25 protein-coding genes are annotated in these 21,773 nt (G+C 60.1%); 17 read left to right on the plus strand and 8 right to left on the minus strand.

All coding sequences use genetic code 11. The features are described 5' to 3' along the window. Window positions 1–2: 2 nt before the first annotated feature. Window positions 3–815 carry a protein-disulfide reductase DsbD domain-containing protein gene (locus GOX66_RS10025; RefSeq protein ID WP_170762158.1) on the minus strand — a complete coding sequence of 271 codons (813 nt, stop codon included), beginning with the start codon at window positions 813–815 and terminating at the stop codon, window positions 3–5. Between the two features lie 145 nt (window positions 816–960). Between GOX66_RS10025 and GOX66_RS10030 the strand changes: the two genes are divergently transcribed. Continuing rightward, window positions 961–1,515: a YqgE/AlgH family protein gene (locus GOX66_RS10030; protein ID WP_170762159.1), complete on the plus strand. Its 555-nt coding sequence runs from the start codon at window positions 961–963 to the stop codon at window positions 1,513–1,515. On the opposite strand, the gene GOX66_RS10035 is transcribed toward GOX66_RS10030, so the two are convergent. Beyond that, a complete protein-coding gene (locus GOX66_RS10035) occupies window positions 1,516–2,466 on the minus strand; it encodes an L-threonylcarbamoyladenylate synthase (RefSeq protein ID WP_170762161.1) in 951 nt (316 codons plus the stop codon). A gap of 137 nt (window positions 2,467–2,603) precedes the next feature. Here GOX66_RS10035 and GOX66_RS10040 point away from each other — a divergent pair, with 137 nt between their 5' ends. The 7 genes from GOX66_RS10040 to GOX66_RS10070 all read left to right on the plus strand — a co-directional run bounded on the left by GOX66_RS10040 (window position 2,604) and on the right by GOX66_RS10070 (window position 9,113). Beyond that, window positions 2,604–4,307, plus strand: a complete 1,704-nt coding sequence (locus tag GOX66_RS10040) for an acyl-CoA dehydrogenase family protein (protein ID WP_170762162.1) — start codon at window positions 2,604–2,606, stop codon at window positions 4,305–4,307. Then, the gene (locus GOX66_RS10045; RefSeq protein ID WP_170762163.1) at window positions 4,307–5,353 is read left to right on the plus strand and encodes an MBL fold metallo-hydrolase; all 1,047 of its coding nucleotides are present in this window, start codon (window positions 4,307–4,309) and stop codon (window positions 5,351–5,353) included. The genes GOX66_RS10040 and GOX66_RS10045 overlap by 1 nt, the downstream gene beginning before the upstream one ends. 4 nt (window positions 5,354–5,357) lie before the next feature. Beyond that, window positions 5,358–5,810 (plus strand): DUF6173 family protein, encoded by a 453-nt coding sequence (locus GOX66_RS10050; RefSeq protein ID WP_170762164.1) that lies wholly within the window; start codon window positions 5,358–5,360, stop codon window positions 5,808–5,810. Between the two features lie 63 nt (window positions 5,811–5,873). Then, complete coding sequence (locus GOX66_RS10055) at window positions 5,874–7,712, plus strand: glycerophosphodiester phosphodiesterase family protein (protein WP_170762165.1); 1,839 nt, start codon at window positions 5,874–5,876, stop codon at window positions 7,710–7,712. Further along, complete coding sequence (locus GOX66_RS10060; RefSeq protein ID WP_170762166.1) at window positions 7,699–8,259, plus strand: hypothetical protein; 561 nt, start codon at window positions 7,699–7,701, stop codon at window positions 8,257–8,259. The genes GOX66_RS10055 and GOX66_RS10060 overlap by 14 nt, the downstream gene beginning before the upstream one ends. Window positions 8,260–8,327: 68 nt before the next feature. Further along, the gene (locus tag GOX66_RS10065) at window positions 8,328–8,462 is read left to right on the plus strand and encodes an aa3-type cytochrome c oxidase subunit IV (protein WP_170762167.1); all 135 of its coding nucleotides are present in this window, start codon (window positions 8,328–8,330) and stop codon (window positions 8,460–8,462) included. An 18-nt stretch (window positions 8,463–8,480) separates the two neighbouring features. Next, the gene (locus GOX66_RS10070) at window positions 8,481–9,113 is read left to right on the plus strand and encodes a hypothetical protein (RefSeq protein WP_170762168.1); all 633 of its coding nucleotides are present in this window, start codon (window positions 8,481–8,483) and stop codon (window positions 9,111–9,113) included. On the opposite strand, the gene GOX66_RS10075 is transcribed toward GOX66_RS10070, so the two are convergent. Both GOX66_RS10075 and GOX66_RS10080 read right to left on the minus strand, forming a co-directional pair. Beyond that, complete coding sequence (locus GOX66_RS10075; RefSeq protein WP_170762170.1) at window positions 9,102–9,434, minus strand: AzlD domain-containing protein; 333 nt, start codon at window positions 9,432–9,434, stop codon at window positions 9,102–9,104. The genes GOX66_RS10070 and GOX66_RS10075 overlap by 12 nt on opposite strands. After that, window positions 9,431–10,147 carry an AzlC family ABC transporter permease gene (locus GOX66_RS10080; protein WP_170762171.1) on the minus strand — a complete coding sequence of 239 codons (717 nt, stop codon included), beginning with the start codon at window positions 10,145–10,147 and terminating at the stop codon, window positions 9,431–9,433. The genes GOX66_RS10075 and GOX66_RS10080 overlap by 4 nt, the downstream gene beginning before the upstream one ends. Window positions 10,148–10,197: 50 nt before the next feature. Here GOX66_RS10080 and GOX66_RS10085 point away from each other — a divergent pair, with 50 nt between their 5' ends. The 5 genes from GOX66_RS10085 (at window position 10,198) to GOX66_RS10105 (ending at window position 13,832) form a co-directional block, all read left to right on the plus strand. Continuing rightward, window positions 10,198–11,085, plus strand: coding sequence for a formate dehydrogenase accessory sulfurtransferase FdhD (locus GOX66_RS10085; protein ID WP_170762551.1), 888 nt, complete (start codon window positions 10,198–10,200; stop codon window positions 11,083–11,085). A gap of 101 nt (window positions 11,086–11,186) precedes the next feature. Beyond that, window positions 11,187–11,441, plus strand: coding sequence for a hypothetical protein (locus GOX66_RS10090; RefSeq protein WP_170762173.1), 255 nt, complete (start codon window positions 11,187–11,189; stop codon window positions 11,439–11,441). Next, window positions 11,438–12,082, plus strand: coding sequence for a molybdenum cofactor guanylyltransferase MobA (gene mobA, locus GOX66_RS10095; RefSeq protein ID WP_170762175.1), 645 nt, complete (start codon window positions 11,438–11,440; stop codon window positions 12,080–12,082). The genes GOX66_RS10090 and mobA overlap by 4 nt, the downstream gene beginning before the upstream one ends. Continuing rightward, the gene (mobB, locus tag GOX66_RS10100; RefSeq protein ID WP_170762177.1) at window positions 12,079–12,570 is read left to right on the plus strand and encodes a molybdopterin-guanine dinucleotide biosynthesis protein B; all 492 of its coding nucleotides are present in this window, start codon (window positions 12,079–12,081) and stop codon (window positions 12,568–12,570) included. Before mobA ends, mobB begins: the two co-directional genes overlap by 4 nt. After that, entirely contained in the window at window positions 12,567–13,832 is a 1,266-nt protein-coding gene (locus GOX66_RS10105) for a molybdopterin-binding protein (RefSeq protein ID WP_170762179.1), read from the plus strand. Before mobB ends, GOX66_RS10105 begins: the two co-directional genes overlap by 4 nt. On the opposite strand, the gene GOX66_RS10110 is transcribed toward GOX66_RS10105, so the two are convergent. The 3 genes from GOX66_RS10110 to GOX66_RS10120 all read right to left on the minus strand — a co-directional run bounded on the left by GOX66_RS10110 (window position 13,829) and on the right by GOX66_RS10120 (window position 15,826). After that, a complete protein-coding gene (locus GOX66_RS10110; protein ID WP_170762181.1) occupies window positions 13,829–14,821 on the minus strand; it encodes a hypothetical protein in 993 nt (330 codons plus the stop codon). The two genes, GOX66_RS10105 and GOX66_RS10110, sit on opposite strands and share 4 nt — an antisense overlap. A gap of 14 nt (window positions 14,822–14,835) precedes the next feature. Continuing rightward, on the minus strand, window positions 14,836–15,306 hold the full coding sequence (gene greA / locus GOX66_RS10115) for a transcription elongation factor GreA (protein ID WP_170762183.1): 471 nt from the start codon (window positions 15,304–15,306) through the stop codon (window positions 14,836–14,838). A 139-nt stretch (window positions 15,307–15,445) separates the two neighbouring features. Further along, on the minus strand, window positions 15,446–15,826 hold the full coding sequence (locus GOX66_RS10120; RefSeq protein ID WP_170762185.1) for a VOC family protein: 381 nt from the start codon (window positions 15,824–15,826) through the stop codon (window positions 15,446–15,448). A gap of 88 nt (window positions 15,827–15,914) precedes the next feature. Between GOX66_RS10120 and soxR the strand changes: the two genes are divergently transcribed. From soxR to GOX66_RS10140, 4 genes are all read left to right on the plus strand, one after another. Continuing rightward, window positions 15,915–16,370, plus strand: a complete 456-nt coding sequence (soxR, locus tag GOX66_RS10125; protein WP_170762187.1) for a redox-sensitive transcriptional activator SoxR — start codon at window positions 15,915–15,917, stop codon at window positions 16,368–16,370. 136 nt (window positions 16,371–16,506) lie between these two features. Beyond that, the gene (locus tag GOX66_RS10130; protein ID WP_170762189.1) at window positions 16,507–18,153 is read left to right on the plus strand and encodes an electron transfer flavoprotein-ubiquinone oxidoreductase; all 1,647 of its coding nucleotides are present in this window, start codon (window positions 16,507–16,509) and stop codon (window positions 18,151–18,153) included. Between the two features lie 104 nt (window positions 18,154–18,257). Beyond that, window positions 18,258–19,970, plus strand: a complete 1,713-nt coding sequence (locus GOX66_RS10135) for a tetratricopeptide repeat protein (RefSeq protein ID WP_170762191.1) — start codon at window positions 18,258–18,260, stop codon at window positions 19,968–19,970. Further along, complete coding sequence (locus GOX66_RS10140) at window positions 19,960–20,781, plus strand: 4-(cytidine 5'-diphospho)-2-C-methyl-D-erythritol kinase (RefSeq protein ID WP_170762194.1); 822 nt, start codon at window positions 19,960–19,962, stop codon at window positions 20,779–20,781. Before GOX66_RS10135 ends, GOX66_RS10140 begins: the two co-directional genes overlap by 11 nt. Here the strand turns inward: GOX66_RS10140 and GOX66_RS10145 are convergent. Next, window positions 20,774–21,772 (minus strand): polyprenyl synthetase family protein, encoded by a 999-nt coding sequence (locus tag GOX66_RS10145; protein WP_170762196.1) that lies wholly within the window; start codon window positions 21,770–21,772, stop codon window positions 20,774–20,776. The genes GOX66_RS10140 and GOX66_RS10145 overlap by 8 nt on opposite strands. Between the last annotated feature and the right edge of the window lies 1 nt (window position 21,773).

Consider the following 21,773-nt stretch of genomic DNA (forward strand, 5'->3'; position numbering starts at 1 on the left):
GGTTAGCCCGCGCTGCAGCCCTGAATATCGACTGAGTGGTTGGCGCCCAGAACCGTGATCCGGATTTCCGACCGATCCAACGCGAAAGGACCGCCAGAGGAGTTGATAACCTCGGATGTGGCGATCAGCGTGTCACCCTGCCGTTCTGTTTCGGATTGCGACGCCCAAAGCGCCGGGTTGCCCGGTTCGATCACCGCGACCTCGCGCCCTCCGGCCGAGGGCATGGTCACGCGGGCTTCGATTTGTATGCCGTCCGACGTGGGAGTCAGATGGCAGCTTGCATGGGACACGTGAGCCTCTTTTGCGGAATAGGGACGCTGGGCCAGCGCCGCGGCAATGGCCGGGTTTCGGGCGGCATCGGCGTCCAGCGTATGGTCGAAATCCAGCCGCTCGGGGATGCAGACGTCCTTGCACACGCCCAGATCCATGTCGCCGCGCAACCTGACGGGTCTGGCCGGGTTTTCCGGGGTGATTTCTACTGGCAGAACCAGTTGATTCGCATAGCCGATGGATTGCAGGCCGTTCTGAAGGAAAACTTGGGGGGCGGGCCAGGTGATCGACACATTGCCTACGTTCTGTGAGCCGCTCCAGTCGAACTGCGGCGGGATGCCGGCATCGCCGGGCGCGCGCCAATAAGTCTTCCACCCTTCCTTAAGCGTCAGCCGCACCGCGCCCAGATAGGTTCCATCGGCGGTGCGCCCGCCGTCGAGAATATCCAGTTGAACGACCTCACCGACCGTCTGTGCATGTGCAGGGGCGGTCAGGACGAGACTGGCGGTCAGGGCAATTGCCGTGGATTTGAGATAGCGTTCCATACCCCATAAATGCGTGCTACGGGTCGGGAATCCAAGTCACGTTCCGGTCACCCGACTGAAATCTTGCGAAATATGACCTGATCTCTTGCCAATACCCGCCCGCCAAGGTCATTGTTGAGAGGCACTAAGCAAGAGATGTCATCCTATGGACCTTACCGGAAAACTGTTGATTGCGATGCCTGGCATGGGTGATCCGCGCTTCGATCATTCGGTGGTGTACATGTGCAGCCACGGCGATGACGGGGCAATGGGGCTGATCATCAACAAGCCGTCGGATCTGCGGATCAAAACCCTGCTGGGGCAGTTGAATATCGCCTGCCGCATACCTGTGGTTGGTGAGCGTCTGGTTCATTTCGGTGGTCCGGTCGAGATGTCGCGCGGATTTGTCCTGCACAGCTCGGATTACGATGCCAACCTGCATTCGATGCAAATTTCAGATGATTTCAGCATGACCGCGACGCTGGATGTGCTCGAGGATCTGGCCTCAGGGCGGGGGCCGCTGAATTCGATGCTGGCGCTGGGCTATTCCGGCTGGGGGCCCGACCAGCTTGAGGATGAGATCGCCATGAATGGCTGGCTGACGACCGAGGCGTCTTCGAAACTGGTTTTCGATGTGCCCGATGATGAGAAATGGGAGGCCGCGCTGGCAACCCTGGGCGTCGATCCGCTGACCCTGTCGGCCAGCGCCGGTCGGGCCTGATCAGCTGTCCCGCGGCGCGGCGGCGCGGCGCAGGCGGTCGTTGATCGCAGCGCCTAGCCCATGATCCGGAATTTGTGACACGGCGATCGGGCGGCCAGTTTTATTCAGCGTGTGCAGAGCGGAAAACAAGTTTGCTGCAGCCTCGGTCAAGTTGCCATCCGCTGACAGGTTTAGATCACACTCTACGGGGCCAAAACCCAGCAAAACCTCATCGCCTTGCTTGCTGTTTGCATTCAGCCGGACGGGGGCATCCGGCGCGTAATGCGATTGCAACTGCCCCGGCGCCGTCAGCAGATCGCCCGATTGATGGATGTGCAGGCGCGTTTTGAGAACGCTTTCGATCTGCTCTAATGCTACGCCGCCCGGCCTCAGCAGAGCAGGCTCTCCGGCCAGTCCGACGATGGTCGATTCCAACCCGACACCACAGGGACCATCATTCAGAATGGCGGCGATGCGTCCGCCCAGCCCCGCCCGCACGTGATCGGCGGTCGTCGGGCTGATCTGACCCGAGGGGTTGGCCGACGGCGCTGCCACCGGTCCGTCGAACTCTGCCAGCAGGGTGCGGGCGGTGCCGTGCGCGGGCACCCGGACGGCCAGTGTGTCCAGCCCGGCCGTAACCAACGGTGAAATGCCATGCCCTTCGCTCAAGGGTAGAACCAGTGTCAGAGGTCCCGGCCAGAAGGCGGCGGCCAGCTGTTCAGCCCGGTCGGACCATTTCACGTACCTCTGCGCGGCTTCGACGGATGCAACATGGGCGATCAGGGGGTTGAAACTGGGTCGCCCCTTGGCTTCATAAATCCCGGCCACGGCCTCGCCATTGCGCGCGTCGCCGCCCAGCCCATAGACCGTTTCGGTGGCGAAGGCGACCAGCAAACCCTGTCGCAGCAGGTCCGCTGCCTGCGCGATTCCACCCGGATCGGCGGATAAATCCAAAGTACCGTTAAGGATCATAAGTGGTGACGCCGCGTTTTGATTGCTTGTACCATGTGGCTGGTTAGGTAATCGATTAATCAAGGATGCATAAAGGTGGGCATTGAAATTTCCAACCCCACCCGCGAAAAACCGAACAGACAAACCAGAGGGAAGACATGCCATACCGCGCGCCCATTTCCGATTATGAACTGCTGTTCCGTCACGTGGTCGGATTCGATCAGATCGCTGCAACCGAGACTTTCTCGGAAGCCAGCGAAGATGTTGTCAGCGCGATCCTGACCGAAGCCGGTAAAATGTGCGAAGCGGTGATGGCGCCGCTGCAACGCCCCGGCGATCTGGAGCCTGCGCGCCTGGAAAACGGCATATTGCGCACCTCACCAGGTTACAGCGACGGTTGGAAGGCGATTGCCGAAGGCGGCTGGATCGGGATGAGCGGCAACCCGGAGTATGGTGGCATGGGCCTGCCAATGACATTGACTACCGCCGTGAATGAGATGATGTCGGCCGCTTGTCTGTCGCTGCAACTGGCCCCACTGATGTCGCAGGGCCAGATTGAGGCGCTGGACCATCACGCCAGCGACGAAATGAAGGAACTCTACCTGCCCAAGCTGATCTCGGGTGAATGGGCTGGCACCATGAACCTGACCGAGGCACAGGCCGGATCGGATGTCGGCGCGCTGACTTCGAAAGCCGAGCCGAACGGGGATGGCACCTATTCCGTTTCGGGCCAGAAGATATTTATCTCATGGGGCGACAACGACTTCACCGAAAACGTCTGCCATCTGGTGCTGGCGCGTCTGCCCGATGGCGTGCCCGGAACCAAGGGGATCTCGCTGTTCCTGGTGCCAAAATATCTGCCGGATGATAACGGCAATCCCGGTGTGGCCAACGATCTGAAGGTGGTGTCGCTGGAACATAAAATGGGCCTGCACGGCTCGCCGACCTGCGTGATGCAGTATGACGGTGCCAAAGGCTGGCTGGTCGGCAACGAGCATGGCGGCATGGCGGCGATGTTCACCATGATGAATAACGCCCGTCTGGGCGTTGGCGGTCAGGGTGTGGGTGCTGCCGAAGGGGCCTATCAGCATGCGCTGGCCTATGCGTTGGAGCGCAAACAGGGCAAAACCCCGTCCGGCACCATCATCGACCACGCGGATGTACGCCGGATGTTGATGAGCATGCGCGCCGATACCTTTGCCGCGCGCGCCATCATGCTTGCGAATGCGGCCGCCATCGACATGGCTAATGCGACCGGAGATGCGGAATGGGTTGCGCGTGCGGCCTTGCTGACTCCGATTGGTAAGGTTTTCGGCACCGAGACCGGCATGCGTGTCTCTGAGACCGGCGTGCAGGTCCACGGCGGCATGGGCTTTATCGAGGAAACCGGCGCGGCGCAGTATTACCGGGATGTCCGCGTGACGGCGATCTACGAAGGCACAAACGGTATTCAGGCCATGGATCTTGTGGCGCGCAAGATGATGGATGGCGGCGAGGCGGCTGCGCGCCTGCTGGACGAGATTGAGGATCATGCCGAACAGGCCCGTGCGACCATGCCCGATCTGGCGGGTCCCGTATGGGAGGCCACTGAAAGCCTGCGCGAAGTAACCGAATGGGTTGTCGCACAGACCGACATGAACACCCGATTTGCAGGTGCCGTGCCCTATCTGCACGCTTTCGCCCGTGTGCTGGGTGCGCACTACCACCTGAAGGCGGCTTTGGCCGATCCTGATGGCGCGCGCTTCAAACTGGCGCGGTTCTACATCAACGCGCGGCTGCCCGAATATGCCGGCCTGCTGGCTCAGGCACAAAACGGCGCAGACGACATCTACGCCCTCAGCGCTGAAGAACTGGTGGCATAATGGACGGCGATTCCCCTTTGGCGATCCGCTACCCCTGGTCCGAGCCACCAGCACCGGGTGAGGCGATCGAGGTGGCCGAGGGGGTGCTGTGGCTGCGCCTGCCGCTGCCCATGGCGCTGGATCACGTCAATATCTATGCGCTGGACGACGGCGACGGATGGACCGTGATCGACACGGGCATGTCGTCCAACAAGACCCGCCGAATCTGGAACACGCTGATGTCAGGACCCTTGGGCGGCCAACCGGTCAACCGGGTGGTGGTGACCCATCACCATCCCGACCACGTGGGCAATGCGGGCTGGTTTCAGACGGAACATGGCGTGGAATTGGTGGCCTCGCGCACGGCCTGGCTGTTTTCGCGGATGCTACAACTGGACGTGCAGGAAAGCTGGCCGCAGGAGACGCTGGATTACTATCGCAGCGCAGGCATGGCACCTGAGGTTCTGGCCAAGCGGATGGCTGAGCGCCCGTTCAACTATTGCGATACGGTGTATCCCATGCCTCTGGGCTTTACCCGGATCAAACAGGGCAGCGTGATCCGCATGGGCGGGCGCGACTGGGACGTACACATGGGCAACGGCCACGCCCCCGAACACGCAACATTCTGGAGCCGCGACGACAATTTGGTGATCACCGGCGATCAGGTCCTCAGTTCGATCAGCCCCAATCTGGGCGTCTATGTCACCGAACCTCTGGCCGACCCGGTCGCTGAATGGCTGGAGGCTTGTGAGCGTCTGAAAAAACTGGCGCGGCCTGATCAACTGGCCCTAGGTGGCCACAAACTGCCCTTCACCGGGCTTCCTATCCGGATGAAGCAACTGATCGAGAACCATCACGGCGCGCTAGACCGCCTGCAGGACTATCTCGATACGCCCAAAACCGCCGCTGATTGTTTTGTTCCCCTGTTCAAACGTCAGATTGGCGAAGGTGAGTACGGGCTTGCGCTGGTTGAGGCGGTTGCACATCTGAACCATCTTTACCACATTGGAGCTGTTACCCGGACGCGCCGCGCGGACGGGGCGTGGGAATTTCAGCGCAAAGGGTAAAGCCATGCAGGACCAGATCGAAACCTCGGCCGAGGCGGCAGAAGCGGCAGCTTTACCCCGCTGCTACGAAGTGCATTCCAGCCCCAACGCAAAATCCGGTGCCAAGGACTTGCCCGGGCAACTGCAAAAGCCGGTGGCAACCAAAAGCCCTGCGCAATGGGCCTATGAACGCCTGATCCTCTATATCCAGAATTTCGAACAAACCCTGGACGGCGATCATGAGGTCGCTATGGGTTTCACCGGTGGCGATGCGGGCGTCATGCGGATCGAAGGGATGGGATATTTCGATCCCGATATCATCACCTTTTACGGCTCGGACGCGACCGGGGCCCGGACCCAGCTGGTGCAGCATGTCAGCCAACTGAATGTAATGCTGCGCGCCCTGCCCAAATCGGTCGAGGATAAACCCGCCAACCGCATCGGGTTCAGATTGGCGGCCGATCTGGAAGAAAGCTGACCCTCTGACTTGCAATTCACGTCTGCGCAGCCTTGAATGAGTGCATCATTCAGGGGGCACAGCGTGACCACTTTCTCAGCCGTTTCAAAAGCCTACAGGGGCGCATGGGCGCGCCGTCGCGTCTTTGTGCCGATATATATCGCCGTGCGCTTGTTGCTGGTGGCGCTGATCGCGCCGGGCGTGGCGATCACCGTGAACCTTGCAGTGTCGTTGTCCAACCAAACGGCCCTGACGGATCAGGCCATCGCCGCGTTCATCCTGTCACCTGCGGGATTCATCGCGGCCATTGTCGTGCTCAGCCTGTTTTTGCTGGCCGAAGTGTTTGTGTTCTCGGTCATGGCAGGATCACTACGGATGGGCGAGAACGATCCGTGGCGGGCAGGTAGCTCCGCCATCGGTCTGATTCTGTCGCGGCTGCCAGCGCTGTTCGGGTTCGCAGTTCGGTTTGTCTTGCGGGTTCTGTTGCTGGTCCTGCCCTTCGCGGTCGTGTCTGCCCTGATCGCGTGGTGGACGTTGACCGAATATGACATCAACTATTATCTGACCTTCCACCCGCCCTCTTTCTGGGTGGCGGTTGTGCTGATTGGGGCCGTAGTTCTGGTCATGGCCTGGGTCTTGATCCGCAGGCTGTCGGCCTGGGCTTTGTCGCTGCATCTGGTCCTGTTCGAAAGCGTTCACCCTGGGCATGCCTTCAACATCAGCGCCAGCCGGATGGAGGGCAAACGCGGACGCCTCAAGATCGAGTTGGCGATATGGCTGATCATGCGCCTTGTCATTGCAGCTGTGATCGCCTGGGTGGTAGGTCTTTTGTTTGCGCTGGTACCCTTGCAAGGGGCGGCAAACCTGCGGCTGGCACTGATCTACAGTCTGGCGGTTGCGGGGATCTGGTCTCTGGCGGGGCTGGTATTGGCTGCCACGGCTTTGGGGGCATTGGCGGTTCTTTTGGACGGGTTCTTTGAGATCAAGACCTCGGAACCGTCCCATCCCGAACCGGGCAGCCTGCGCATGCCCCTGTACGCCACTGTAGGCGCCGCGGTGGTTGGCGTGCTGATTGGCTTGTGGTTCGGGCAGCATCTGCTGGAACGGGTGCAGGCCCCTGATCAGGCCGAAGTTATCGGTCACCGCGGCGCGGCGGCATTAAGGCCGGAAAACACCATGGCCTCGGTGCTCAAGGCGATCGAGGATGGCGCGGACTGGGTCGAGATCGACGTGCAGGAAACGGCTGATGATGTGGTTATCGTCGCCCATGACAGCGACTTCATGAAGCTGGCCGGCGTGAACCTCAAGGTCTGGGACGCCACCATGAAAGACGTGGCCGAGATTGATATCGGCAGCTGGTTTGGCCCTGAATACGCAGATGAGCGTACGCCCACCTTGCGCGATGTGCTTGAGGCGGCAAAGGGCAAAGCCAAGGTCATCATCGAACTGAAATACTACGGCCATGACGTCGATCTGGAAAACCGTGTCGCCGCCATAGTCGAAGAGTTCGGGATGCAGGACGACATTGCCACCATGTCACTGAAATACCCGGCGGTGCAAAAGATGAAAACTATCCGCCCCGATTGGCGCGCCGGGGTTCTGGCGGCGACGGCTGTCGGGGACTTGTCGGGGCTCGAAGGTGATTTCGTTGCCGTGAACGCCGCGATGGCGACGCCGGGGCTTGTCCGTTCGATGCAGGCAGCGGGCAAGGACATCTATGTCTGGACGGTTAACGACCCGTTGCAAATGTCGGCCATGGCCTCGATGGGTGTGGACGGTCTGATCACCGACCGCCCGGCAATGGCCAATGAGGTGCTGCGTGTTCGGGCGGAAATGGGCCCGGCTGAGCGACTGCTGCTGTGGCTGGCGACTACCTTCGGCATGTCCGTGGACACACAGGCGATGCGCGATGAAAGCCCGTAATCTGATTTGTGCTCTGATGTTGACGGCAGCCCCGGCGGCGGCACAGGATTTCATGCGCAGTATCGAGATGCCTGCCCATCGTGCCCTTATGGCGCAACGGGGCGACGCCGAGCTCACGCCGTTCGAAACAGACGGTTGTTCGGGCGGTCTGTCTGCCAGTTGGCGCTTTGTGGCGGACACCTTCCCCAAGTTCCGCGCACTCTACGAAGCGCACCCCCCGTGGGAGGGTTGTTGCGTGACCCATGACCGCGCTTATCACAATGCGGGCGGTGCGGTGCAGGCCGAAGGCAGTTTTGATGCGCGCCTGTCGGCCGACGATAGATTGTTAACCTGCGTCAAGCAGCACGGTGAGGATCACGCCGAAGAATACGCAGACCGCTATGACATGGCGCCGGATCAGATTCGCGCGGCCCATTCCATTACCGCCCAGGCGATGTACGCCGCAGTCCGCCTTGGCGGTGGCCCCTGTTCCGGCCTGCCCTGGCGCTGGGGGTTTGGATATCCGGGGTGTTCGGTATTTCAACCTCTGCCCCCTGTGCGCGAATGACGTGGTGACAGGCCTCGTATTTTCGATTATCCAACATCTTAAACACGCGAATTAGGAATCTTTGAGACATGGCTGAACACAAGCACGGCGAAATGGACATCACTGTTCAAACGAAAACCTTCAACAGCTTCATTAAGGCGACGACATGGTGCGTGGTTGCCATCGTCTTCCTGTGCCTGTTCCTGGCGGTTTTCGCCTCTTAATCCAAAGCGGGGTCGGCCGTGATCAGGATATTGATTGCTTGCCTGCTGGCAGCAACCGTCGCTGGTTGCACCGGATCGCAGCGACCGCAGGCGGATCAGGCCGAAATCGTGGCCAGGTCATACCGTGACCCCGGGCCATCGACCCTGACTCTCTATACAATGATCAATACCCGGACCGGTTCGGGTGCGCATACTTCGCTGATGATCGGCGGCAGCGAACGGGTAATCTTCGACCCGGCGGGCTCGTTCCGGGCGGATGTCGTGCCGATCAGGGACGACGTGCTGTATGGCATTACCCCGGCGGTCGAGCGTGCCTATCGCAGTTCCCACGCGCGCGAGACCCATTATGCACGCATTCAGACGATAGTAGTCACACCGCAACAGGCCGAGGTCGCGCTGCAACTGGCCAAGCAGATGGGGCCGGTATCGAGCGCGTACTGTGCCAATTCGACGGCCCAGCTGTTGCAGCAGGTGCCGGGGTTTGAATCCATAAAAACCACCTTCTCTCCGATCAAACTGTCTGAGCAATTCGGCCAGATACCGCGGGTCGTTACGACAGAGTACCGCGAAAACGACGACGCGGACCTGCAAAAGGGCCTGGCGGTGAATAATGCCCGTCTGAACCAGCAGGATGCGGCTTTAGCCCAATAGGTAGAGCAGACCGTAAAGGGTTGCGGCACCGGTGAAGATGGCAGCAATCACGTTTTTTGTGACTAACCCCATAGTCACCGCGACCGCCGCAGCTGCCATGCGCGGCACATCGGGCTGGCCCTCGGTCGCCGTGGGCCAAACCACCAGCGGCGCAATGAGTGCCGGTATAATTGCAACAGCCGTATACCGCAGATGGCGCAGCAGCCAGGGCGGCATCGGGCGGTCTCCTACCAGACCGATGAAGACAAAGCGCAGGGCGTAGCTGCCCAGTGCCAAACCGATAATGATGGTCCAGATGGTGACGGTATCGACCTGGCTCATGCCTTTACCTTTCTGTGCGCGACGATCAGTTCAGCCTGCGCACCCGCTATCATGCCGGCGCATCCGGCGATCAACAGGCCCAGATTGTAGGGAATCGCCACCGTCAGCAGTGACACGACAATGGCGACAAGCGCTGCCACCACATGGGGAAAGGTTCGCATCATCGGGCCGATCATGGCCAGAAAGGTGATAGGAAGTGCGAAATCCAGTGCCCAGCTTTCCGGAATGCGCGTTCCCAGCACGGCTCCCAGATAGGTGGCCAGAATCCATAACGGTGTGATCGGGGTAACCGAGCCAAAGAAATAGGCCATGCGCTGGGGTACGGTCATCATTGGCTCTTTTTCGAACCGCACGATCGAACAGGCATAGGACTGGTCAACCGTCAGATAGGCCGCAATGGCTCTTTGCCACATCGGTGCCGCCCCTAGGAACGGGGTCAGCGAGGCGGAGTACATTGCCATCCGCAAATTCACGGCCAGCGCAGAAATCAGAATGATGGCCGTGGGTGTCTGGTCCTGCAGCAGTTGCAGAGCGGCGAACTGAGCGGCACCTGCGAAGACGGTTGAGGTGAACGCCATTGTCTGGACGATATTCAACCCGGCCTCGGTCGCAAAAACGCCGAACAGGGTGCCAAAGGGGATGGCCACGAAGATAAACGGGGATCCGTCGCGAAAACCCTTCCAGAAGTATGACTTGGATGTGGTGTCTGCCATGGCTAAATCCTATGGTGTCAGCGAAAAGCAGTAGCGGTCTTGGGAAAGGGTTGCAATTGGCCACGGAACTGGATGTCTCGGATTACATCATCGCCCCCGACCCCGGCGCGGCTCGTCTGACCCGAGCGGTCGAAGGCGTGGACCAGAATGGCGAAGCCAACCAGATTTCGGTGGTCGAGGAGCGTCCGCTGACGATTTTCCTCAATTCGCAGGAAATCGTGACCGCGATGACCATTGGTGACTACCCGGAATATCTGGCGCTGGGATTCCTGCGCAATCAGGGCATGCTGCTGGCGGATGATGAGATAACGCGCGTCGACTACGACGACGATCTGGAAACCGTCGTGGTGCGCACCGCGCGCGAGACGTCTTATGAAGACAAGCTGAAGAAAAAGACCCGTACCAGCGGCTGCGCCGTCGGCACCGTGTTCGGTGACATGATGGAGGGGCTGGAGGACGTGCGCCTGCCTCAGGTGCAGGTTCGCACCTCATGGCTGTATGAGCTGGCTGCCAAGATCAACCGAACGCCCTCGCTGTATCTTGAAGCCGGGGCGATCCACGGCACGGTCCTGTGCCACGAGAACCGCCCGCTGGTCTATATGGAGGATGTGGGCCGCCATAACGCGGTCGACAAGATCGCTGGCTGGATGTTGTCCGAAGGTGAGACGGCGGACGACAAGATCCTCTACACCACCGGCCGCCTGACCTCGGAAATGGTGATCAAAACGGCGATGATGGGGATCCCGGTTTTGGCATCTCGTTCCGGCTTTACCGCCTGGGGCGTCGAGATCGCGCGCGAGGTCGGCCTGACCCTGATCGGTCGCATGCGTGGGCAGCGGTTTGTGTGCCTGTCAGGTGAAGATCGGTTGGTGCGTGATGTGGATCCGGCGACGATTGCGGTTGAGGATAAGAAACACAGACGGAAGAGTGCGGGATGATCATGTCGGAAACTTTGCCAATCGCACTGATAATTCTGGCGCCGTTCGCGGTTTTTGGCGTTGCAGCCCTTTGGATAGCTGCCCGGCTTTGGTGGCCGCTCATGAAAAGGCTCAACATTCCGCTACGCAGCCGGGTTGCGTCGCGCAATCTGTTGTTTGCAGGCTGCGTCAACGGCTCGCCGGAAACCACGGCGGAACTGAACAGGTGCAGGCGCGCCTATGCCGGGCTGTTTTCTGTGTTCCTTGCCTACACATTTTTCTTTCTTGGTACTTCTGTCGCTCTGTTCTTCCTGGCTTTCTTGGTTCTCAATTTCCTGACGGCGCGACCCTATGAAATCTCGGAGGGCATTCGATGACCCGTCCGCGGGGTATCATCCTCGCAGGCGGCCTTGCTACCCGTATGGGTGGCGGCGACAAAGGCCTGCTGACAATCGGTGGTCAGAGCCTGCTGGGCCATGTGATCGACCGTTTGACACCACAGGTGGACGGTCTGGCCCTGAACGCCAACGGCGACCCTGAACGGTTTGCTGATCTGAACCTGCCGGTCCTGCCCGACACGATCGAAGGTTTCGCGGGCCCTCTGGCGGGCGTTCTGGCCGGGCTCGACTGGGCGGCAGAGCAGGGGGCAGACAGCATCGTCACCGCCGCCGCCGACACGCCGTTTTTCCCGCGCGATCTGGTGGCGCGGCTGGTGCAGGCCGCCGAAGGGCAGGCGCATCCGCTGGTGCTGGCCACCACGCCGCGCACCGGGGATGAGGCGCTGAAATCCGGCGGCGGAAAACGGATCAACCGACACCCGACCTTTGGCCTCTGGCCCATAGCACTGCGTGATGACCTCCGGGACGCTTTGAACGACGGTCTGCGCAAGGTCGTACTTTGGACTGACCAGCATGACGGGCGCGAGGCGCTGTTTCCGGCCGAGCCCTTTGATCCGTTCTTCAACGTCAACACGCCCGACGATCTGGAGCGGGCACAAAAACTGCTGGAGCAGGCATGAGAGTCTACGGGGTCACCGGTTGGAAAAACGCGGGCAAAACCGGCCTGATGGAGCGGCTTGTGGCTGAAATCACCACGCGCGGGTTCGCGGTGTCGACAGTCAAACATGCCCATCACAGCGTGGACGTTGATCAACCGGGCACCGACAGTTATCGCCATCGCAGCGCTGGGGCGTCCGAGGTGCTGCTGGTCTCGGGGCAGCGGATTGCGATCATGCAGGAGTTGCGCGGCGCGCCCGAGCCCTCGCTGGCCGACTTGCTGGCCCGTCTTTCTCCGGTCGATCTGGTGCTGATCGAAGGGTTCAAACGCGAAGCCCACCCCAAGATCGAAGCCTTTCGAACCGAGGCGGGCAACCCGCTGATGGCTCCGGAAAACGACACGATCCGCGCGGTGGCCAGCGATACACCGCTGGAACTTGACCGCCCGGTCTTTGAACTGGGCGATACGGTGGCTATCGCTGATTTCATATTTCAAGAGGTCGGACTATGAGCAAGCCGGACATCGCCCCTCCGCCCCTGCGTAACGACTGCTTTGCCTTGCCTGCCGGGGTGAACTGGACGCCGGTGGATGACGCTCTGGCCTTGCTGCGGCAGCGATTGACAGTGGTGACGGCGGTGGAAACCGTATCGCTGCACGAGGCGGCTGATCGTATACTGGCCGAGGATGTAACGGCGAAACGGTCGAACCCGCCGCAGCCGAATACAGCCGTGGATGGCTATGGTTTTGCCGGACCTGCACCCGATGGACCGCAAGTGATGCCTCTGCAGGAGGGTCGCGCGGCAGCGGGATTCCCGTTTGATGGCACGGTAACAGAAGGAAATGCACTGCGGGTTTTGACTGGGGCCGCGCTGCCTTCGGGGGTGGATACGGTCATTCTGGAAGAGGACGTGACGGTTCAGGGCGGTCACATCGCCTTTCACGGCCCATTGAAACAGGGCGCCAACACCCGCCGTGCGGGCGAGGACGTGGCCGGGGGCAATCTGGTTCTGCCCGGCGGGCGCAGGCTGACACCGGCCGATCTGGCCTTGTTATCGGCGACAGGGATCGCCGAGGTGTCTGTCCGCAAGACGCTGCGGGTGGCTGTTTTGTCGACGGGGGACGAGTTGGTCGAGCCCGGAGAGGCCGCCAGGCCGGGCCAGATATTTGACGCCAACCGCCCGATGCTGCTGTCGCTGATCCACCGAATGGGATTTCAGCCAGTGGATATGGGGCGTGTCGCGGATGACCGTGACGCGCTGCGCGACCGGTTGAATGCCGCCGCAGAGCAGGCAGATGTGATCCTGACCAGCGGTGGAGCCTCAGCTGGGGACGAAGATCATGTTTCAGCCCTGTTGCGACAGGCCGGGGCAATGCAGGAGTGGCGGATTGCGCTGAAACCCGGACGACCTCTGGCGCTGGGCATGTGGGACGGCACGCCTGTTTTCGGCCTGCCGGGCAATCCGGTAGCGGCTATGGTCTGTACGCTGATCTTTGCGCGCCCGGCGCTGGGTCTGATGGCGGGCGAAGGCTGGCAGGACCCGCAGGGGTTCGACCTGCCCTCCGCCTTTGAGAAACGCAAGAAACCGGGGCGGCGCGAGTATCTGCGCGCCCGCGTTCGCGATGGCCGGGTCGAAGTCTTTGCCTCGGAAGGGTCGGGCCGGATCAGTGGTCTCAGTTGGGCCGAAGGGCTGGTCGAGATCGAAGACGGCGCGCGTCATATCAAACCGGGCGACCTGGTTCGGTTCCTTCCTTACGGTAGCTTCGGACTTTAGTCGAAGGTCCCGGCCACCCGCCCAAGCAGCATGAAGGCGCGTGCGGTGCGGGTTTCGCCAAGTGCGGTCAGGTCCGCATCGCTGGCCTCGGGTTCGAAGGCGACGATCATGTGGTCGAACCGGCGCAGAAAATGATGCGCGGCATCGCGAAAGATCGGGTCCTGCTTCATCCTTGCCGCTGTTAGCGCAAGTGAGGACCGGTCCCGGATTCCGCCCAAAGCTGCGACCGCGCGGCCACGGGCGCCCTGCGCGAATTGCCGCCAGATCTCGGGTCGGGCCATGTCGGGGCGCAGATCATCCATGTAGATGCCTTCCTGGCTCAGCAGGGTCAGAACGTCCTGCGAAGCCTGCACCAGCTGCGCGGTCTTGCGGTCTTTCAGGGCAAGCCGCAGGGCGTTGAACCCTTCGGTATCTTCCTGAGTTTCAGGAAAGTTCAGCGCGCGGATAAAGATGTCCGTGCTCAGCGGCGGGGCAATGTCTTCGGCCTGCGTACCCAGCTCCAGCGAGGTCTGGTCGCCCGTCCCGTTCACAGCTGCGCCGCGGGCCGGTTCGGTGCGTTTGGTGGAAAACGTTGCCAGCGCGCTTTCGGTTTTCTTCGTGGCCTCGGCGATTTCGTCCAGCTTTTTGCTGACGGTCGGCTCATAGGAGCTGGATGCGCGCTGTTGCTGGACGACATAGGCCTGCCTAATCGCATCAATCGCGGTCTGCAGACGTTCGCTTTCCTCGCGCATGACCCGGCTGGCGCGCATGGCCGTGGCGGCGACCCAGATCATCGCCACCGGCATGAAGACTGCCAGCAGAGTCACGACGAACCCGCCACCTTCCACCTTGTTGGGCAGCACAAGAAACACCACCGATACGACCAGCCAGATCAGGCTGAGCGCAATCGCGACGATCTCAATCTCGGTCACCGATGGCCGCGATGGCTTGTCGTAGATGCCAAGCGAGGTCGGTCGCTCGGTTTCCTGCTCAGACGTGGGCTCGGACATGTTTCACGCTCCGGTCAGGCGTATTTGATACTCAGGACTTCATAGGATCGCACACCTCCCGGGGTGCGCACCTCGACACTGTCGCCCTCGTCCTTACCGATCAAGGCGCGTGCGATGGGCGATTTGATGTTGAGCAGCCCGTTTTCGATATTGGCCTCGTACTCACCGACAATCTGCCACGTCTTTTCCTCATCGGTGTCTTCGTCCACCAGCGTGACTTTGGCACCGAACTTGATTGCGCCCGACAGTTTGGCGGGATCAATTATATCCGCCAGCGACAGGATACCTTCCAGTTCCTTGATGCGACCTTCGATAAAGCCCTGCTTTTCGCGGGCCGAATGGTATTCGGCGTTTTCCTTCAGGTCGCCCAGTTCGCGGGCCGTAGCGATGGCCTCGATGATCGCGGGGCGCTCGACGGATTTCAGGTTTTTCAGTTCCGCCTCGAGCGCGGCATTGCCCGAAGGCGTCATAGGAATCTTTTCCATGTTCTTGTCGTCCACGCAAAAATTGATGCGCCCCGCCGCATGTGACAGCGTCGGGGCGATTTGATGGGTTGGCAAATACCTGACCCAAATGAGGCGTGAAATGCAAGAGGCCTTGGCCGCACGACGCGCGGATTACGGCCTAGTCGTAACTAATCACTTCGAATTCGATGCCATTGTCGTCGTCGAAATAGAACCGTTTTCCAGGTTCGTAATCCGCATGATTGTGCGGCTCGAATCCCGCCTTACGTACCTTGGTCTCGGTGGCCGTGATATCTTCGACCAGAACACCCACATGGTTCAGCCCGCCAACGATGTCATAGCTGCTTTCGCCCGACGGCTTCGGATCGCTGGGGGCGTAAAGCGCCAGATAAGTATGCTCGCTGCCCACGTGCACGGTGTAGCCACCTGCGATGGCGGGGCCTTCCCAGCGGGTTTTCCACCCGAAAACCTCCTGCATCCAGGCCGCCGAAGCCCTGGGATCGCGAACAGTGAAATTAGTGTGTTCAAGCGTTGCCATCATGGGATCTCCTTTACTTTTGAGGCTTGTCCCGACTCAATTTAATTTCTAAACCTAACTTTAGGTCAAGGTATTTTTTGAAAGGAAAGAGATGGCAGTTCGCGAGCGGTTGTCGATTGGGGCTTTGTCCAAGCGGACAGGGTTGGCGGTCTCGGCCATTCGATACTACGAGGCACAAGGTCTGATCTCACCGTGGCGCAATCCGGGAGGACAGCGAAGGTATCAACGCGCCGACATCCGACGGCTGAGCTTTGTCATGATCGCCCAGCAATTCGGCCTGACCCTGCCTGAGATCCGAGAGGTGTTGGCGGATCTGCCCGGAAACCGCACTCCCACGCCGCAGGATTGGAAAAAAATCAGCATCAATCTGCGGGCTCATCTGGACCAGCGAATCGATACCCTGATGCGGTTGCGCGACAATCTGGACGGATGCATAGGCTGCGGTTGCCTGAGCTTGCCGAAATGTGCCCTCTACAACCCCGATGACCGGGCAAAATCCTATGGTAGCGGTCCCAGATACCTCATGGGTGACGCGCCAAAGACATGAACTGCCGCATTGCAGCGTAGTTACGCCGTGTTTTGATTGACCAAGGTCTTGGCAAACGGGTAATCAGCCGTGAAACAAAATTGCGCAGACCATGCAGTGATAGCGCCAATTCGGAAAGTTAGCTAAGGAGCCCACGATGGCCGAGATTGAACGCGAAGCAATGGAATATGACGTGGTTATCGTGGGTGCAGGCCCCGCGGGCCTGTCGGCGGCCATCCGTCTGAAACAACTGGATGCCGACCTGAATGTCGTTGTTCTGGAAAAAGGCTCGGAAGTTGGCGCGCATATCCTGTCAGGCGCGGTGCTGGACCCCTGCGGCCTGGATGCGCTGATCCCCGACTGGAAGGAAAAAGGCGCACCGCTGAACGTTCCGGTGCACGAGGATAATTTCTACATGCTGGGCGAAGCGGGCAAGATTCGCATCCCCAACTTCCCGATGCCGCCGTTGATGAACAACCACGGCAATTACATCGTGTCGATGGGCAACGTGTGCCGCTGGATGGCCGAACAGGCCGAAGAGCTGGGTGTTGAAATCTTCCCCGGCATGGCGTGTTCCGAACTGGTTTACGGCGAAAATGGCGAAGTCAAAGGTGTCGTGGCCGGTGTGTTCGGTCTGGAACCGGACGGCTCTTACGGCCCGCAGACCGAGCCCGGCATGGAACTGCACGGGAAATACGTCTTCCTGTCAGAAGGCGTGCGCGGCTCGCTGTCTAAGGAAGTCATCGCCAAATACGACCTGTCCGCCGGGAAAGAGCCGCAGAAATACGGCGTCGGCATGAAAGAAATCTGGGAGATCGATCCGGCCAAGCACAAGGAAGGCACGGTGACGCATACCATGGGCTGGCCGCTGGGCAGCAATGCAGGTGGCGGATCGTTCATCTATCATCTTGAGAACAATCAGGTTTATGTCGGTTTTGTGGTTCACCTGAACTATAAGAATCCACATCTGTACCCATACATGGAATTCCAGCGCTTCAAGCATCACCCGATGGTGGCCGAGCTGCTGAAAGGCGGCAAGCGCGTGGCTTACGGTGCCCGTGCGATCACCGAAGGTGGCTGGCAGTCGATGCCGAAACTGGTGGCCCCCGGCGTGGCGCTGCTGGGCTGTTCGGCAGGCATGGTCAACGTGCCGCGCATCAAGGGCAACCACAACGCAATGCTGTCGGGCAAAGCTGCGGCTGAGGCCGCCTATGACGCCATCAAAGCCGACCGTTCGGGTGATGAACTGACTGCCTACGAAACCGATGTCCGCGATGGTGCCATTGGCGACGACCTGAAGAAGGTGCGCAATGTCAAGCCGATGTGGTCGAAATGGGGCCTGCTTCCGTCGTTGGCACTGGGCGGTCTGGACATGTGGACCAATACACTCGGCTTCTCGCTGTTCGGCACTATGGGCCACGGTAAGAACGATGCGCTGTCGACCGAAGAGGCTAGCAAGCACCAGCCTATCGATTACCCGAAACCCGATGGCACGCTGTCCTTCGACCGTCTGACCAACGTCTCGTTTGCAATGACCAACCACGAGGAAAGCCAGCCCTGCCACCTGAAGCTGGCTGATCCGGAAATCCCGGTCAAGGTCAACCTGCCCAAGTTCGACGAACCGGCGCAGCGCTACTGCCCGGCGGGCGTGTACGAAATGGTCGAAGACGACGGGGAACCGCGATTCGTGATCAACTTCCAGAACTGCGTCCACTGCAAGACATGTGATATCAAGGATCCCAGCCAGAACATCACCTGGACCACGCCGCAGGGTGGGGACGGTCCGAACTATCCCAACATGTAAGCGAAATCATGGGCACTGGCAGGGTCGTGAAAGCTCTGCCATTGCCTCTTTCCGGCCAAAGCCCTAGCTTGTTGCGCAGACAATAATAGCAAGGCAGGATTTTGGTGGCTTCTCTGGTTCGTCGCGCAGCGTTGGCTGTGCTGTTCACCACGTCTTTTTCGCTTCCGGTTTATGCGGATTCTGGGTCCGGATCCTATCTGGCCGGACGTCAGGCGATTTACGAGAACGATTATACGGCCGCTGAAAAATACTATGCGCAGGCGCTGCGCGCCGATCCTGAAAACAACGCCCTTTTGGAAAGCGTTGTCGTCGCCCGGCTTTCTCTTGGCGAAGTGAAACGTGCGCTCCCGGTAGCACAGGTCATTGAGGATCTTGGACTGCCAAGCCAGGCCGCGAAAATGGTTATCGTCGCCAATCTGGTCGCCGACGGCGAACTGGAAGAGTTTTTGGCCCGCGATCCTGAAACGCAGGGTGTCGGACCGCTGGTCGACGGGTTGCTGCAGGGCTGGGCACATATGGGCCAGGGCGCCATGACCCGCGCAATGGAAGCTTTCGACGAGGTTTCTACGCAGGACGGGTTGCGGGAATTCGCGATGTATCACAAGGCGTTGGCCTTAGCGTCGGTAGGCGATTTCGAAGGGGCCGAGGAGGAATTCTCAGCTCATAGCGGCGCCGTTGCTCGGTTTTCGCGCCGGGCGGCCCTGGCCCGGGCCGAGGTCCTGTCTCAACTGGATCGCAATGAGGACGCGCTGCAGTTTTTGGACGAAGTTTTTGCAGCGGGCAGCGACCCGTCCATCGAAGGTTACGTGGCGCGCCTGGCTGCCGGCGAAACCCTGCCATTCACCCATGTGCAATCTGCTCAGGACGGCATGTCCGAGGTTTTCTTTTCTGTAGGCGCGGCACTGAGCAGCGAAGCGGCGCAGAATTATGTTCTGCTATATACCCGTTTGGCAACATTCTTACGCACGGATCACGTGGACTCGATATTGCTGACTGCTGAATTGCTGGATGCTCTGGAACAATACGACCTGGCTGTCGAAGCGTACCGAAAAGTGCCTGTCGACAGCAGCGATTATCACGCTGCCGAACTTGGCCGTGCCGAGGTGCTGAGCCGCTCTGGCAAGAAAGACGCTGCAGCAGAGGTTCTGCAAACGCTGGCCAGTCAGAATCCAAATCTGCCCAGCGTCCATGTCGCGCTTGCAGATTTGCAGCGCCAGCAAGAGAAGTACTCGGCTGCGGTGCTGTCGTATGACAAAGCCATCGAGTTGAATGAAGTCTCGTCAGGCGGGAATTGGTTTCTGTACTATGCGCGCGGTATCTCGCACGAACGCCTGAAGAACTGGGAGCTGGCCGAGGCTGATTTCCGCCGCGCGCTGGAATTGAACCCCGATCAGCCGCAGGTGCTGAACTATCTGGGTTATTCGCTGGTTGAACGGCGCGAGAAGCTGGACGAAGCGTTGAACATGATCGAACGCGCCGTCGCGGCGCGGCCGGACAGCGGCTACATCGTCGATAGCCTGGGATGGGTCTTGTTCCGTCTGGGCCGCTATGACGAAGCCGTTGAGCATATGGAGCGCGCTGTCGAACTGATGCCGGTCGATCCGGTGGTCAATGACCATCTGGGTGACGTCTACTGGGCCGTCGGCCGTTCGCGCGAGGCCGAATTCCAGTGGAAACGCGCCCTGTCCTTCATCAACCCCACGGATACAGACGGCGAGGCCGACCCCGAGCGCATACGTCTTAAAATCGAGATCGGGTTGGACGCTGTTCTGGTCGAAGAAGGTGCCGATCCTCTGAAGGTTGCCAATGAAGGTTGAGGCTTTCGCGCCCGCCAAGATCAATCTGACCCTGCATGTGACCGGCCAACGGGCGGACGGGTATCACCTGCTGGATTCTCTGGTGGTCTTTGCGGATGTCGGCGACCGGTTGGAATTTACGCCCGGCACTGAATTGTCGATGACGGTCACCGGCGAACACGCCGCAGGTGTGCCCACGGACAGCCGAAATCTTGTGTGGAAAGCGGCTGAGGCGGCTGGTTGGTTCGGGCATGTCGACCTGGACAAAGTGTTGCCGCACGGGGCTGGGATTGGCGGTGGATCTTCCGACGCAGCGGCCACATTGCGCATGATCGCGGATCAGGGCGCGGATGTCTCACAGGGCGCGGCTCTCTCTTTGGGCGCGGATGTTCCGGTGTGTGTCGTTGCCAATGCCACTCGAATGCGCGGAATTGGAGAACGACTGGATCCGGTCATCCTGCCGCAATTGCCCGCTTTGCTGGTTAATCCCGGTGTCGAAGTGCCCACCGGGGCGGTCTTTTCGGCATTGGAAAGCCGCGATAACCCCCCAATGCCCAAGCAAATTCCGGCGTTCAGGACTTCTAAGGATTGCGCAGCGTGGCTACAGGAACAACGTAATGATCTCGAACTGCCCACCAAAGAGTTAGCGCCCGATGTGGCCCGTGTTCTGAATGAATTGGCGGACACAAAAAAAGCCCTGCTTGCCCGCATGTCGGGCTCAGGCTCGACCTGTTTTGCGCTCTATCCGACGATGAATGACGCCCATTTCGCCGCATACGAAATAGGTGCGGCCCATCCCCAATGGTGGTGCCGCGCGACACAGCTTAATTGAGGCGCGAGACCACGTAATCGGCCAGATCGCGCAGCAGGGTACGGATCTCGTGATCGGGCAGGGCGTCCAGTGCAGTCTTGGCCTTGGTCGCCCAGCCAAACGCATCCGACCTTGTTGCCTCCATCGTACCGTATTTCGCCATCAGGCCCAGTGCGTGGTCCAGATCGTCGTCTTCCTGACGGCCCCGACCGATCGTGCGCTCCCAGAATGCATGTTCTTCGGGTGTCGCCTGTGCGACGGCTTTGATCACGGGCAGTGTCAGCTTGCGTTCCCGGAAGTCGTCACCGACATTCTTGCCTGTCGCCTTGCTATCACCCTGATAATCCAGAAGATCATCTGCGATCTGGAACGCGATGCCCAACGCATCGCCGTACTCAAACAGTGCCTTTACCTGATCCTCGGACGCCCCGGCAATCACACCGCCCACTTCGGTTGCGGCCGAGAACAGGGCGGCGGTCTTGCCGCGCACGACCTGCAGGTAAATCGCCTCATTGGTGCTCAGATCGGTGGCGGCTGTCATCTGCAGCACTTCGCCCTCGGCGATGGTGGCCGAGGCATTAGCCAGAATATCCAGAACGCGCAGCGATCCGGTTTCAACCATCAGCTGGAAACTGCGGGAAAACAGGTAGTCACCTACCAGAACGCTGGATTTGTTGTCCCATAGCAGGTTTGCCGTGGGCCGCCCGCGCCGCTGGGCGCTTTCGTCGACCACATCGTCATGAAGCAGGGTTGCGGTGTGAATGAACTCAACCGTCGCGGCCAGCCGCACATGATGATCACCCGAATAGCCAAACAGACGCGCCGCTGCCAGCGTCAGCATCGGACGCAGGCGTTTGCCGCCCGCCTCGACCAGATGCGCCGTGACTTCGGGGATACGCGGCGCGTGCCGGGACGTCATTCGGGTGCGGATCAACTCATTGACCGCGTCCATTTCACCAGCAAGAATTTCTGCCAGCCGTTCATGCGGTTTCGAGATCGTGTCGATATCCATC

Source organism: Ruegeria lacuscaerulensis (genome assembly GCF_013031245.1).
Taxonomy (GTDB): domain Bacteria; phylum Pseudomonadota; class Alphaproteobacteria; order Rhodobacterales; family Rhodobacteraceae; genus Ruegeria; species Ruegeria lacuscaerulensis_C.

Coding starts and splice junctions, on each gene's coding strand:
- GOX66_RS10025 (WP_170762158.1), bottom strand. CDS start 815: ATGGAACGCTATCTCAAATCCACGGCAATTGCCCTGACCGCCAGTCTC.
- GOX66_RS10030 (WP_170762159.1), top strand. CDS start 961: ATGGACCTTACCGGAAAACTGTTGATTGCGATGCCTGGCATGGGTGAT.
- GOX66_RS10035 (WP_170762161.1), bottom strand. CDS start 2,466: ATGATCCTTAACGGTACTTTGGATTTATCCGCCGATCCGGGTGGAATC.
- GOX66_RS10040 (WP_170762162.1), top strand. CDS start 2,604: ATGCCATACCGCGCGCCCATTTCCGATTATGAACTGCTGTTCCGTCAC.
- GOX66_RS10045 (WP_170762163.1), top strand. CDS start 4,307: ATGGACGGCGATTCCCCTTTGGCGATCCGCTACCCCTGGTCCGAGCCA.
- GOX66_RS10050 (WP_170762164.1), top strand. CDS start 5,358: ATGCAGGACCAGATCGAAACCTCGGCCGAGGCGGCAGAAGCGGCAGCT.
- GOX66_RS10060 (WP_170762166.1), top strand. CDS start 7,699: ATGAAAGCCCGTAATCTGATTTGTGCTCTGATGTTGACGGCAGCCCCG.
- GOX66_RS10065 (WP_170762167.1), top strand. CDS start 8,328: ATGGCTGAACACAAGCACGGCGAAATGGACATCACTGTTCAAACGAAA.
- GOX66_RS10075 (WP_170762170.1), bottom strand. CDS start 9,434: ATGAGCCAGGTCGATACCGTCACCATCTGGACCATCATTATCGGTTTG.
- GOX66_RS10080 (WP_170762171.1), bottom strand. CDS start 10,147: ATGGCAGACACCACATCCAAGTCATACTTCTGGAAGGGTTTTCGCGAC.
- GOX66_RS10090 (WP_170762173.1), top strand. CDS start 11,187: ATGAAAAGGCTCAACATTCCGCTACGCAGCCGGGTTGCGTCGCGCAAT.
- mobA (WP_170762175.1), top strand. CDS start 11,438: ATGACCCGTCCGCGGGGTATCATCCTCGCAGGCGGCCTTGCTACCCGT.
- mobB (WP_170762177.1), top strand. CDS start 12,079: ATGAGAGTCTACGGGGTCACCGGTTGGAAAAACGCGGGCAAAACCGGC.
- GOX66_RS10105 (WP_170762179.1), top strand. CDS start 12,567: ATGAGCAAGCCGGACATCGCCCCTCCGCCCCTGCGTAACGACTGCTTT.
- GOX66_RS10110 (WP_170762181.1), bottom strand. CDS start 14,821: ATGTCCGAGCCCACGTCTGAGCAGGAAACCGAGCGACCGACCTCGCTT.
- greA (WP_170762183.1), bottom strand. CDS start 15,306: ATGGAAAAGATTCCTATGACGCCTTCGGGCAATGCCGCGCTCGAGGCG.
- GOX66_RS10120 (WP_170762185.1), bottom strand. CDS start 15,826: ATGATGGCAACGCTTGAACACACTAATTTCACTGTTCGCGATCCCAGG.
- soxR (WP_170762187.1), top strand. CDS start 15,915: ATGGCAGTTCGCGAGCGGTTGTCGATTGGGGCTTTGTCCAAGCGGACA.
- GOX66_RS10130 (WP_170762189.1), top strand. CDS start 16,507: ATGGCCGAGATTGAACGCGAAGCAATGGAATATGACGTGGTTATCGTG.
- GOX66_RS10140 (WP_170762194.1), top strand. CDS start 19,960: ATGAAGGTTGAGGCTTTCGCGCCCGCCAAGATCAATCTGACCCTGCAT.
- GOX66_RS10145 (WP_170762196.1), bottom strand. CDS start 21,772: ATGGATATCGACACGATCTCGAAACCGCATGAACGGCTGGCAGAAATT.